The 12,747-nt window shown below is 32.1% G+C and carries 7 protein-coding genes, 2 tRNA genes, 2 rRNA genes and 1 pseudogene; 11 read left to right on the forward strand and 1 reads right to left on the reverse strand.

The genetic code is table 11. The annotated features are described in order from the left end of the window. Positions 1–7 precede the first annotated feature (7 nt). A complete protein-coding gene (locus ACIJYF_RS00630; protein ID WP_435116845.1) occupies positions 8–445 on the forward strand; it encodes a DUF4167 domain-containing protein in 438 nt (145 codons plus the stop codon). Here ACIJYF_RS00630 and ACIJYF_RS00635 read toward each other — a convergent pair. Continuing rightward, positions 442–1,734 carry a peptidoglycan DD-metalloendopeptidase family protein gene (locus tag ACIJYF_RS00635; protein WP_435116847.1) on the reverse strand — a complete coding sequence of 431 codons (1,293 nt, stop codon included), beginning with the start codon at positions 1,732–1,734 and terminating at the stop codon, positions 442–444. The genes ACIJYF_RS00630 and ACIJYF_RS00635 overlap by 4 nt on opposite strands. A gap of 336 nt (positions 1,735–2,070) precedes the next feature. On the opposite strand from ACIJYF_RS00635, the gene ACIJYF_RS00640 reads away from it, so the two are divergent. The 10 genes and pseudogenes from ACIJYF_RS00640 to ACIJYF_RS00685 all read left to right on the forward strand — a co-directional run bounded on the left by ACIJYF_RS00640 (position 2,071) and on the right by ACIJYF_RS00685 (position 12,702). After that, a 16S ribosomal RNA gene (locus tag ACIJYF_RS00640) occupies positions 2,071–3,545 on the forward strand. 98 nt (positions 3,546–3,643) lie between these two features. Beyond that, positions 3,644–3,720: transfer RNA gene (locus ACIJYF_RS00645), tRNA-Ile, on the forward strand. Positions 3,721–3,729: 9 nt separating this feature from the next. Then, positions 3,730–3,805, forward strand: a tRNA-Ala gene (locus tag ACIJYF_RS00650). A gap of 156 nt (positions 3,806–3,961) precedes the next feature. Further along, positions 3,962–6,714: ribosomal RNA gene (locus tag ACIJYF_RS00655) — 23S ribosomal RNA — on the forward strand. Together the 16S and 23S rRNA genes with 2 tRNA genes alongside form the textbook arrangement of a ribosomal RNA operon. 106 nt (positions 6,715–6,820) lie before the next feature. Further along, complete coding sequence (locus ACIJYF_RS00660; RefSeq protein WP_435116849.1) at positions 6,821–8,176, forward strand: nucleotide sugar dehydrogenase; 1,356 nt, start codon at positions 6,821–6,823, stop codon at positions 8,174–8,176. Continuing rightward, on the forward strand, positions 8,173–9,135 hold the full coding sequence (locus ACIJYF_RS00665; RefSeq protein ID WP_435116851.1) for an NAD-dependent epimerase/dehydratase family protein: 963 nt from the start codon (positions 8,173–8,175) through the stop codon (positions 9,133–9,135). Before ACIJYF_RS00660 ends, ACIJYF_RS00665 begins: the two co-directional genes overlap by 4 nt. A 1-nt stretch (position 9,136) precedes the next feature. Then, on the forward strand, positions 9,137–10,303 hold the full coding sequence (locus ACIJYF_RS00670) for an aminotransferase class I/II-fold pyridoxal phosphate-dependent enzyme (RefSeq protein ID WP_435116853.1): 1,167 nt from the start codon (positions 9,137–9,139) through the stop codon (positions 10,301–10,303). Positions 10,304–10,345: 42 nt separating this feature from the next. Further along, positions 10,346–11,346, forward strand: a pseudogene (neuB, locus tag ACIJYF_RS00675) (N-acetylneuraminate synthase). Beyond that, positions 11,343–12,476 (forward strand): UDP-N-acetylglucosamine 2-epimerase, encoded by a 1,134-nt coding sequence (gene neuC / locus ACIJYF_RS00680; RefSeq protein ID WP_435116855.1) that lies wholly within the window; start codon positions 11,343–11,345, stop codon positions 12,474–12,476. The pseudogene neuB and the gene neuC overlap by 4 nt, the downstream one beginning before the upstream one ends. Further along, complete coding sequence (locus ACIJYF_RS00685; RefSeq protein WP_435116857.1) at positions 12,466–12,702, forward strand: hypothetical protein; 237 nt, start codon at positions 12,466–12,468, stop codon at positions 12,700–12,702. The genes neuC and ACIJYF_RS00685 overlap by 11 nt, the downstream gene beginning before the upstream one ends. The last annotated feature ends 45 nt before the right edge of the window (positions 12,703–12,747 follow it).

Here is a 12,747-nt window from a genome sequence, read left to right on the forward strand (position 1 = left end):
TAAAAATATGGTAACATTTAGAAACAATAATAACGTTAGAAGAAATAATTTTAGAAGAAATGATAGAAATTTTAAAAGTAATGGAGATAGACCTAAGTTTGCATCAAATTATTCAAACAATGAAAATTTTAAAAGAAAAGTTCCTGGGCGAAATAATCATAATGCTCCAAAGTTAATTGAAAAATATAATGATTTAGCAAGAGAAGCATCTTCTAATGGAGATAAAATATTATCTGAAAATTATCTACAACACGCAGATCACTTTACAAGAATTTTGAATGAACAAGAGAATTATAAAAGACTAAAATTTGCTGAAAATAAATCTGCTGAAAATACTACTGAAACTCAGGAATTATCTAAAAAAACTGAAGAAATTAGTGTCGAAGATAAGAAAGTTGTAACAGAGATTAAACCAATTTCTAAAAAAAAAACTGAAGATAGTTAATTTAATCCAATAATTTTTTCTGACTTTAGAACGTTTAACTTTATTTTATTAGTTTCAAAAAGTTCTCTATTTTTTCCTTTCAAAACTTTACCTGATGGAAGCTTTAGTTTTTGAGAGTTAACTTTTTTTCCGTTAACAATAACTTCATAGTGCAAGTGGGGACCTGTTGATTTTCCAGTTGATCCAACATAACCAATTGTTTGTCCTTGATTAACTCTAATACCTTTTTTTATTCCACGTGCAAATTTTGACATATGAGCATAAACTGTTTCGTATGTTGAGTTGTGTCTAATTTTTACACAATTTCCGCCACCTCCACACCAGCCAGCTTTTTGAATTATTCCATTTCCTGAGGCCATGATGGGTGTTCCTTTGGGCGCTGCAAAATCAGTTCCTTTATGCATCTTGTTAAATCCATCGATTGGATGTTTTCTCATTCCAAATGATGAAGATAATCTTGCACCATTAATAGGTGTTTTCATTAATGCTTTTTGTACACTTTTTCCATTTTTATCGTAATGTCCTTCAACATTTTCTTTATCAAAATAATATAATGAATTGTCCTGACCACTTAACTTAAGATTTGCAAAAAGAATTTCTCCTGTTTCAACCACTTTATTTTTTTCATCAATAAATACTTCATACATAATTTGAAATTTATCTTCTTTACGAATATCTCTTTGAAAATCTACTTGAAAACCATAAATTCTTGCAAATTCGATTATTGTGTTTGGTGGTATATTTTGATCAGTTGCAGCTTTGTAAAGACTTTGAAGAATTATATTTTCTTTGTAAATAATTTTTTTATCTAATTTTATAGATATTATTTTTTCATTAAATTTAAATTCATCACTATTCTTTGATAAATATATTTTTTCAGTATTTGAAATTTGAAAAATAAATTCTTTAATTTTATTATTAGTTTTATCTAAAATAATTTCAATTTTTTGATTAGTGTTTAATTTATTAATATTAAATTTTTTTGAAAGACTTTCTTTGATAGCAATTAACTCTTCTCTTTCTATTGAGTATTCGCTAAGTATTTTGTCAAAAGTTTCTCCAGATTTAATTTTGTGATTATATTTTTTGTATCTTGGTTCTAAATTGTTAACAATTTCATTAAGAGTTTTTTTAAAATAAATATTATTAATAAAATCATTATTCTGATTTTTACTTAAATTTTCTTTTTGATTAAAATAAGCTGATATTGCAACTGTTAAAATAATTAGAAAAATTAATCCTATTAATTTTAAGTTTTTAAAAAAAAAGGTTAGAAGTTTTTTTTGCATTTAATAATGTTTTGATGAGAATTATTAGATTAGCAATGTCAAAAAATCAAAAAAAACCCAATAAAATCATCAATTTTTAGTGTTTTTTTTATTCTTAAATGCTTGATTTCCTTTTAATTTAGCCTATAAGCGTCACACTTTCTCACGAAAATTATTGTTAACACAATAGATTAGTGAGGATTATTGGGCTTTTTAGACCCAATTAGCTATTTAAAAAGTAAAAATTTAAGAAGAGAAGTGTGGACGGTTAAGGTTACCAAAATTTGTCGTACACACTTCAACATTATATAAATTTTATTCTTAGAATTTATATAGAAGCTAGTGTGCGCCGTTTTTAAACTTGAGAGTTTGATCATGGCTCAGAACGTACGCTGGCGGCACGCCTAACACATGCAAGTCGAACGAAGTAGCAATACTTAGTGGCAGACGGGTGAGTAACATGTAGGTATCTGCCCTTTGGCCTGGAATAACACGAGGAAACTTGTGCTAATACCGGATAAGTCTTTACGGAGAAAGCTTTATGCACCATTGGATGAGCCTGCACTTGATTAGTTTGTTGGTGGGGTAATGGCCTACCAAGACTGTGATCAATAGCTGATTTGAGAGGATGATCAGCCACATTGGGACTGAGACACGGCCCAAACTCCTACGGGAGGCAGCAGTGGGGAATCTTGCACAATGGAGGAAACTCTGATGCAGCGATGCCGCGTGAGTGAAGAAGGCCCTTGGGTTGTAAAGCTCTTTCGTCGGGGAAGAAAATGACTGTACCCGAATAAGAAGGTCCGGCTAACTTCGTGCCAGCAGCCGCGGTAATACGAAGGGACCTAGCGTAGTTCGGAATTACTGGGCTTAAAGAGTTCGTAGGTGGTTGAAAAAGTTAGTGGTGAAATCCCAGAGCTTAACTCTGGAACTGCCATTAAAACTTTTCAGCTAGAGTATGATAGAGGAAAGCAGAATTTCTAGTGTAGAGGTGAAATTCGTAGATATTAGAAAGAATACCAATTGCGAAGGCAGCTTTCTGGATCATTACTGACACTGAGGAACGAAAGCATGGGTAGCGAAGAGGATTAGATACCCTCGTAGTCCATGCCGTAAACGATGTGTGTTAGACGTTGGAAATTTATTTTCAGTGTCGCAGGGAAACCGATAAACACACCGCCTGGGGAGTACGACCGCAAGGTTAAAACTCAAATGAATTGACGGGGACCCGCACAAGTAGTGGAGCATGTGGTTTAATTCGAAGATACGCGCAGAACCTTACCAACACTTGACATGTTCGTCGCGACTCTAAGAGATTAGAGTTTTCGGTTCGGCCGGACGAAACACAGGTGCTGCATGGCTGTCGTCAGCTCGTGTCGTGAGATGTTGGGTTAAGTCCCGCAACGAGCGCAACCCTCACTTTTAGTTGCCATCATTAAGTTGGGCACTCTGAAAGAACTGCCAGTGATAAGCTGGAGGAAGGTGGGGATGACGTCAAGTCCTCATGGCCCTTACGTGTTGGGCTACACACGTGCTACAATGGTATCTACAACAGGAAGCAAGACTGCGAAGTTAAGCAAATCCCTAAAAGATACCTCAGTTCGGATTGCACTCTGCAACTCGAGTGCATGAAGCTGGAATTACTAGTAATCGTGGATCAGCGTGCCACGGTGAATGCGTTCCCGGGTCTTGTACACACCGCCCGTCACACCATGGGAGTTGGTTCTACCTTAAGGCAAGGTTTCAAACCCTTGACCACGGTATAGTCAGCGACTGGGGTGAAGTCGTAACAAGGTAGCCGTAGGGGAACCTGCGGCTGGATTACCTCCTTTCTAAGGATGAATGAAAGTAAAATTTCATTCTAAATAATATACATCGGTAATGTTGACCGTCCTCATTTCTCTTCTTAAAGTAATGTTTCCTTCTTGTAGGGCCGGTAGCTCAGTTGGTTAGAGCACACCCTTGATAAGGGTGGGGTCGAAAGTTCGAGTCTTTCTCGGCCCACCACACTTAACTGGGGGATTAGCTCAGCTGGGAGAGCGCCTGATTTGCATTCAGGAGGTCAGCGGTTCGATCCCGCTATCCTCCACCAGGAAACATTTAGTTATAAAAACTGTAAATAAATTTAATAATTAATATCAATATCTATATCCGAACATTAGTAATGTTATTAGCTAATGTTCAAAATAAAAATTTGATCACAACATAGTTAATTTTTCTTTTAAAAAAGAATTTTTTTCTGTGCATAAATCAAGCGTTTAAGGGCGTGTAGTGGATGCCTTGGCACTGAAAGCCGATGAAGGACGTGATATACTGCGATAAGTTTCGGGGAGCTGTATGTAAGCTTTGATCCGAAAATTTCCGAATGGGGAAACCCACCACTTTATGTGGTACTTTAAACTGAATACATAGGTTTAAAGAGACAACCTGGAGAACTGAAACATCTAAGTAACCAGAGGAAAAGAAATCAATTGAGATTCCGTTAGTAGTGGCGAGCGAACGCGGACTAGGCCAGTAGTTTTGTTAAAAAAATTTGAATAGTTTGGAAATGCTAACCATAGAGGGTGATAGTCCCGTATGAGTAATGTTTAACAAAATTCTTGAGTAAAGCGGGACACGTGAAATCCTGCTCGAATATAGGGGGACCACCCTCTAAGCCTAAATACTCTTCAGTGACCGATAGTGAACTAGTACCGTGAGGGAAAGGTGAAAAGAACCCCTATTAGGGGAGTGAAATAGAACCTGAAACTGCATGCCTACAATCAGTCGAAGCTCTTTTTAGAGTGACGGCGTACCTTTTGTATAATGGGTCAGTGACTTAATTTATTAAGCAAGCTTAAGCCATCTAGGTGTAGGCGCAGCGAAAGCAAGTCTTAATAGGGCGATTAGTTTAATGAATTAGACCCGAAAACGAATGAGCTTACCATGAGCAGGTTGAAAGTTGGGTAACACCAACCGGAGGACCGAACCAGTTGACGTTGAAAAGTCTTTGGATGACTTGTGGTAAGGGGTGAAAGGCCAACCAAATTCGTAGATAGCTGGTTTTCCGCGAAAACTATTTAGGTAGTGCGTTGAATAAATAAATGTTTAGAGGTAGAGCACTAAATGGGCTAGGGGGAAGAGATTCTTACCAAACCTAATAAAACTCCGAATGCTAGACATTGTTCTTCAACAGACAGACTGTGGGTGCTAAGGTCCATGGTCGAGAGGGAAAGAGCCCAGACCACCAGATAAGGTCCCCAAATTATGATTAAGTGTGAAAGGATGTGGAAATTCCTTAACAGCCGGGAGGTTGGCTTAGAAGCAGCCATCCTTTAAAGATAGCGTAACAGCTCACCGGTCTAATAGAGTTTCTGCGCCGAAGATGTAACGGGGCTAAAATCATATACCGAATCTGTGGGTTTATAAAACTTTCGAGTTTTATAAGCGGTAGCGGAACGTTCTGTAAGCCTGTGAAGGGATACCCGTGAGGGATCCTGGAGGTATCAGAAGTGCGAATGCTGACATAAGTAACGATAAAAGAAGTGAAAAACTTCTTCGCCGAAAATCCAAGGGTTTCTGCGCAAGGTTAATCCGCGCAGAGTTAGTCGGCACCTAAGGCGAGGGCGAAAGCCGTAGTCGATGGAAATAAGGTTAATATTCCTTAACCAGATGGTAGTGACGGATCTTGTAAGTTGTGTACTCTTAATGGATTGAGTATGCCGCGAAAAGGTTCCAAGAAATAGCTCCATCATTAGACCGTACCCTAAACCGACACAGGTGGATTAATAGAGTATATTTAGGCGCTTGAGAGAATGATGTTGAAGGAACTCGGCAAAATGCTTCCGTAACTTCGGGATAAGGAAGACCTGTTTTTAGGCAACTAGAGATGGGTGGCACAAGCCAGGGAGAAGCGACTGTTTATCAAAAACACAGGGCTCTGCTAACACGTAAGTGGATGTATAGGGTCTGACGCCTGCCCGGTGCTGGAAGGTTAATGCGGTTGGTGCAAGCTAACTTCTGAAGCCCCAGTAAACGGCGGCCGTAACTATAACGGTCCTAAGGTAGCGAAATTCCTTGTCGGGTAAGTTCCGACCTGCATGAATGGCGTAACGATTTCTCCGCTGTCTCCAACATCAACTCAGTGAAATTGAATTCTCCGTGAAGATGCGGAGTTCGCGTAGTTAGACGGAAAGACCCCGTGCACCTTTACTGCAACTTTACATTGGTATTAGGAAAAACATATTTAGTATAGGAGGGAGACATTGAAGCAAAGGCGTCAGCTTTTGTGGAGTCACCAGTGAAATACCTCTTTTGTTTTTCTTGGTATCTAACTGATTGCCGTCATCCGGCATCAAGACATTGTATGGTGGGTAGTTTGACTGGGGCGGTCGCCTCCCAAATAGTAACGGAGGCGTGCGAAGGTAGGCTCAGAACGGTCAGAAATCGTTCGTAGAGTGCAATGGCATAAGCCTGCCTGACTGTGAGACTGACAAGTCGAGCAGAGACGAAAGTCGGTCATAGTGATCCGGTGGTTCTGAGTGGAAGGGCCATCGCTCAACGGATAAAAGGTACGCCGGGGATAACAGGCTGATACTGCCCAAGAGCTCATATCGACGGCAGTGTTTGGCACCTCGATGTCGGCTCATCACATCCTGGGGCTGGAGCAGGTCCCAAGGGTTTGGCTGTTCGCCAATTAAAGTGGTACGTGAGCTGGGTTCAGAACGTCGTGAGACAGTTCGGTCCCTATCTGCTATGCGTGTAGAAGAATTGAGAGGAGTTGACCCTAGTACGAGAGGACCGGGTTGAACATACCACTGGTGGACCGGTTGTAGCGCCAGCTGCAGTGCCGGGTAGCTAAGTATGGAAGAGATAACTGCTGAAAGCATCTAAGCGGGAAACTCACCTCAAAACTAGTTCTTCCTATAGAGCCGTGGTAGACCACCACGTTGATAGGCTGGATGTGGAAGCGCAGTAATGTGTGCAGCTGACCAGTACTAATAGCTCAATTGGCTTGATTTATGCACTGAAAAAAATTTTATTTTGAAATAGATTTAATTTATAAAAGATATTTAATTATATAATTTATACATCGAAACACTTTCATAAAAAACATATTATTATTTAAATGAAGAAAATTGTAATCCAAGGCCTAGGATATGTTGGTTTGGCCATGATGACCTTTTGTGCTGGAGCAAAAAAAAATAATAAATACTTGTTCAATGTTGTTGGAGTTGAAAAAAACTCTAACAAGGGTTTAAAAATTGTTAATAGAATTAAAACAAATGAAGCTGCTAAAATTGTTGACGATCGAAATTTTTTTAAATTTTTTAAAAAATTAAATAAAGACAATAGAATAAATGCTTCTATTAATAAAAATGAATACTCTGATGCTGACGTAATAATTGTTTGTTCTAACTGTGATTTTGATTTTACTAATAATTCGGTAAAACTTGAGGAGTATATAAAAAATATTAATGAAATTTCTTTACATTTAAAAGAAAATTGTCTCGTTATTATTCAATCTACCTTACCACCTGGCACAACTAGTAATATTTTGCAACCTTTAATTCAAAAAAATTTAAAGAAAAGAGGTATCAAAAATTTTTATCTTTGCCACTCTTTTGAGAGAATCACACCTGGTAAAGATTATTATAAATCAATGAAAAATGTTGAAAGGATTATTGGTGGGAAAAACAAACAATCTTTAAAAATTACTAAAAAAATCTTTAAAGATATTTTTAGTTTAACTTCAAATAAAATCATAGAATTTAATACAACCAGTGAGTCAGAAACATGCAAAATAATTGAAAATAGCTATAGAGCAACAAATATCGCTTTTATAGAGGAATGGAGAAAATTTTGTTTTGCAAATAATTTAGATTTAGAAAAAATACTAGATTGTATAAGGATGCGAAAAACTCACAGTAATATAATGCGCTCAGGAATAGGTGTTGGTGGCTATTGTTTGACTAAAGATCCTTTGTTTGGACAAGCCTCATCTAAACAAATATTTAAAAAAAAATTTAATTTTCCACTTAGCACTAAAGCAGTCGAAGTAAATCAGCTAATGACTAGTGATATATTAAAGGAAATAAAACAAAAGTTTAATAAAAATATTTTAGGTAAAAAAGTTATATTAATTGGTGTTAGCTATAGAGAAGATACAAATGATACAAGGTTCACTCCGGCAGAGGGAGTGTACGATTTTTTCAAGAAAATGGGATGCAAATTAGAATTTTATGACCCAATTGTAGATTTTTGGGAATATTCTAGAAGTAATTCTTTTATGAAAAAAGGATTAGAAAATTTTGATGTTTATGTATACCTAATTAAACATCAATTTTTCAAAAGATTAAATATTAAATACAAAAAAAAATCTCTCATCTTGGACCTTAATCATGTGATTAATAAAAAAGAGAGAATTAAGATAAACAATAATCGAAATTTGAATAGCTATTTTATAGGTTCAAAACAAATATGAAATATTTGATTACAGGCGGTGCTGGTTTTTTAGGTATTAAACTTGTTGAGCGACTTGTTAAAGATAATAAAAATCAAATATATATAATAGATGATTTATCAAAGAAATCTACAAATAAAATTTATTTAAAAATTTTAAAAAATAAAAAAATTAAATTAATTCAAAAAGATTTAAAAGATATCAACAAATATCTTAAAATATATAATTTTGATTATATTTATCATTTTGCTGCAATACTAGGCGTAAGAAAAGTCATAGATGACCCACTTAACACTCTTAGAGAAAATATTTTAACGTCAATAAATTTGATAAATTTTTGCAAAAAACAGAAAAATTTGAAAAAAATTTGTTTTACATCAACCAGCGAAGTTTACGCATATAGTTTGAAAAATAAAATGGTTAAATTTCCAACCCCAGAAGAAGTAGATTTTTTGGTATCAAAAGATTTTAATCCAAGATCTTCTTACTCTTTATCAAAAATTGTTGGTGAACATTTAATGAAATATTCTAAATTAAATTATATTATTTTTCGTCCTCATAATATTTTTGGTCCACAAATGGGGTTTGCTCATGTAATTCCACAATTAACTAAAAAAATTTTAAATTATAATAATAGAGAGTTAGTAATTAATAATTCAAATCATAAAAGAACATTTTGTGATATTAATTATGCTATTGAATTAATTTTCAACATTTCTCATAAAAAAAATACATCTAAAAACATATTTAATATTGGTTCCCCCGAGAAAGATATTTCAATAATAGAGTTGGCTAAATTAATAAAGAGAATACTTAATTCGAGTGCAAAGTTGATTGTCTCAAATTTGCAAAAGGATAATTCTCCAGAAAAAAGAAGGCCTAATATGAAAAAAAGTCTTAAATATATTAAATTTAAACATAGTTTTGAAAAATCGTTAAGAGAAACAGTGCTATGGTATAGAGATTATTATTCAAAATAACATGAAGTTATCAATCCCACATATTAATAAAGAAGATATTAAGCAAGTAAGTAAAGTTTTAAATAATGGATGGATATCTACCTCATCTCAAATGGTAAAAATTTTTGAGCATAAACTTGCGAAGTTTTGTGGAAGTAAATATTCAATTGCTTTAAACTCTGGCACATCAGCTATACATTTGGGATTAAAAATTTTGGGAGTAGACAATAAATCAGAAGTTCTAGTGCCTTCGCTCACATTTATTGCAACAGTAAATCCAATTTTATATCTAGGAGCCAAACCTATTTTTTTTGATGTTGATGATTTTCATAATCTCAAAATAGATGATGTTATTAGTTTCATTAAAAAAAAAACAAAATTTGAAAATAATAAAACAATCAATAAAAAAACAAAAAAAATAATTAGAGTTATTATTGTAACTCATATGTGGGGAAGAAGTTGTGATGTTTTTAAATTAAAAAAATTTTGTAAAAAAAGAAATATAAAGATTTTGGAAGATGCTGCTGAAGCACTAGGTTCATTTATAAAAAAAAATAAAAATTATCATTGTGGAAATGTTGGAGATCTGGGATGTCTTTCATTTAATGCAAATAAAATAATAACAACAGGTTCAGGGGGTGCAATTATAACAAATAATAAAAAGTTTTATGAAAAAGCTCAATACTTAGCTAATCAAGCAAAAGACGACACCTTTAATTATATACATAATGAAATTGGTTTTAATTATAAAATGAATAGCATGAGTGCTGCTCTAGGGCTATCTCAACTCAAAAGAATAAAAAAAAAAATTCAATTAAGAAAGATGATTACTAATCGTTATTTAAATAATTTTAAAAATATGGATGATATCTATGTTTTGTCATATCCCAGTGGATCAGTTTGTAATTACTGGATGAATATAATTTATTTTAAAAAATTAAATTTTCAATTGACAAATGTTTTAAGTTCAAAATTATCTAAACATAAAATTGAAACCAGAAGAGTATGGCGGCCATTAAATTTACAAAAATATCTAAAAGATTTTAAATCTTATAAAATTATTAATGCACCAAAATTCTATTTTAGTTCACTTTGTGTACCTTCAGATGATAAAATGTCAATTTCAGATGTTGACAAAATATCCAAATATATAAAAAATTTTGTAAAAAAGCTGATAAAAGTAAGATAAATTATAAACTTGTAAATATTATAAAATAGCCAGGTATTAAATTTGACTTCAAGTGCAAGTAAAACAATCATCATAGCCGAAGCAGGTGTTAACCATAATGGTGATATTAATTTAGCAAAAAAATTAATAGATGTTGCTTCAAAATCTGGAGCCGACTATGTAAAATTTCAAACATTTGATGTTGAGAATTTAATTCTAAAAAATACAAAAACTGCATTATATCAAAAAAAAAATCTTAAAAGTAAAGTGTCACAATATTCAATGTTAAAAAAATATCAATTAACAAATAAAAATCATAAAGATTTAATAAATCATGCAAAGAAAAAAAAAATTAAGTTTTTAAGCACAGCTTTTGATGAGCAAAGTTTAGATATGTTAATTAAATACAATCTTGATTATATAAAACTACCCTCAAGTGAAATAACAAATTATCCAATGCTTAAAAAAATTTCAAAAATTAAAAAGAAAGTTTTGCTTTCAACAGGAATGGCAACTTTAAAAGAAATTAATCAAGCGCTAAAAATAATAAATAAAAAAAAAAAGATATTATAATTCTTCATTGTACATCTGATTATCCTGCAAATTTAAAAAACCTTAATCTCAATTTTATTAAAAAACTAAAGATGTTTGGATATGAAGTAGGTTATTCTGACCATTCAACAAGTTTAATTACTCCATCAATATCTGTGGCTTTAGGCTGCAAAGTAATTGAAAAACATTTTACATTGTCAAAAAAACTTAAAGGTCCTGATCATAAAGCCAGCCTTGAACCAGAAGAGTTGTTAAAAATGGTAAAATTTGTAAGAGACACTGAAACAATGCTAGGTATTGATAAAAAAATAATTACAACGACAGAGCAAAAAACAAAGATGTCAGTTAGAAAATCTTTAGTTGCTAGATGTAATATTAAAATTGGAGATATTTTTAGTGAACAAAATATTACAACAAAAAGACCTGGTAATGGCATTTCACCACTAAAGATAAATAAATTTTTAGGTAAAAAAAGTAAAAAAAATTTTAGAATTAATCAATTAATTAAATGAAATCTAAAAAAATAATATTTATAACAAGCTCAAGAGCAGATTACGGACTTTTAAGAAATCTTATATTGGAAGTCCAGAGAATTAATCCAGAAACATATTTATTAGTCACAGGCTCACATCTTTCAAAAGAATTTGGTGAAACTATTTTAGAAATTAAAAAAGATAAAATCAAAAATATTATAAAAAAAAAAATTTTAAGCAATAATTTTAAAGATAAAAACATTTTAAAATATATCCAACAATCAATTAAAGTTACTTCTGATGTAATTGAAAAATTAAGCCCTAGCAACTTAGTTATTTTAGGTGATCGATATGAGTTATTAGGATGTGCAATAGCTGCAACTATTTTAAGAATTCCAATAACTCATTTGCATGGTGGTGAAATTACGATTGGATCTTATGATGATTCAATTAGACATTCAATCAGCAAATTATCTCATCTGCATTTTCCGATACATCAGATATATAAAAAAAGATTGATCCAGTTGGGTGAAGATCCAAAAACAATTTTTAATTATGGAAGTCTAGGAGCCTACTCAATTAAAAATATAAAGTTATTTAGTAAAATAGAACTGGAACAAAATTTTAATATTAAATTAGATAAAAAAATTATATTAGCAACGTTTCATCCTGTTACACTTGAAAAAGATAAAGCACAATTCCAAATTTCTAATTTAATTAAATTTTTAAAAACACAACATGATAAAATTATAATATTTACCTCACCTAATTTTGATAATGAAAACAAAATAATAAAAAAGCAAATTTTAAGTTTTGTTAAAAAAAGAAAAAATGTTTATTTTTTTAATTCATTAGGAAATAAATATTATACTTCTTTTATGAATATAGCTCATTTGGTAATAGGAAACTCCTCTAGTGGAGTATTAGAAACACCTTCTTTTGGAACAAGAACTATAAATATTGGTGATAGACAAAAAGGTAGAATATTTTCAAAAAATATAATCAATTCAGATTATAAGGTTAAATCGATATATAATGCATATTTAAAAATCATCAATAAACCTAAGAAGAAAACTAATATTTTTTATAGAAAAAATACTCCACAAAATATCGCAAGAAAAATAATATCTTTTAAATTTAATCTTAAAAAAAAATTTTATGATTTATAAGAAAACAAAAAACTTTGAAATTTCAAAAACATTTATTTATTTGGGTCAAACAATAAATGATGCATTACAAAATCTTTCTTTCACCGGTTTTAAAATTTGTATTGTATTAGATAAAAAAAATATTTTTAAAGGTGTTTTGAATGATGGAGATATAAGAAGAGCTTTAATAAAAAAAAGAATCTCTATTCAAAAATTGATTATATATACAATAAGAAACCAATTATAGTAAATGAAAATTTTGTTCGAAGTAAAATTATAAAAAAATTAACAA

Source organism: Candidatus Pelagibacter bacterium nBUS_49 (assembly GCF_051200925.1).
GTDB lineage: Bacteria > Pseudomonadota > Alphaproteobacteria > Pelagibacterales > Pelagibacteraceae > Pelagibacter.

Excerpts from the sequence above, each read along its gene's own strand:
- ACIJYF_RS00630 (WP_435116845.1), top strand. The coding sequence starts at position 8 with ATGGTAACATTTAGAAACAATAATAACGTTAGAAGAAATAATTTTAGA.
- ACIJYF_RS00635 (WP_435116847.1), bottom strand. The coding sequence starts at position 1,734 with ATGCAAAAAAAACTTCTAACCTTTTTTTTTAAAAACTTAAAATTAATA.
- ACIJYF_RS00660 (WP_435116849.1), top strand. The coding sequence starts at position 6,821 with ATGAAGAAAATTGTAATCCAAGGCCTAGGATATGTTGGTTTGGCCATG.
- ACIJYF_RS00665 (WP_435116851.1), top strand. The coding sequence starts at position 8,173 with ATGAAATATTTGATTACAGGCGGTGCTGGTTTTTTAGGTATTAAACTT.
- ACIJYF_RS00670 (WP_435116853.1), top strand. The coding sequence starts at position 9,137 with ATGAAGTTATCAATCCCACATATTAATAAAGAAGATATTAAGCAAGTA.
- neuC (WP_435116855.1), top strand. The coding sequence starts at position 11,343 with ATGAAATCTAAAAAAATAATATTTATAACAAGCTCAAGAGCAGATTAC.
- ACIJYF_RS00685 (WP_435116857.1), top strand. The coding sequence starts at position 12,466 with ATGATTTATAAGAAAACAAAAAACTTTGAAATTTCAAAAACATTTATT.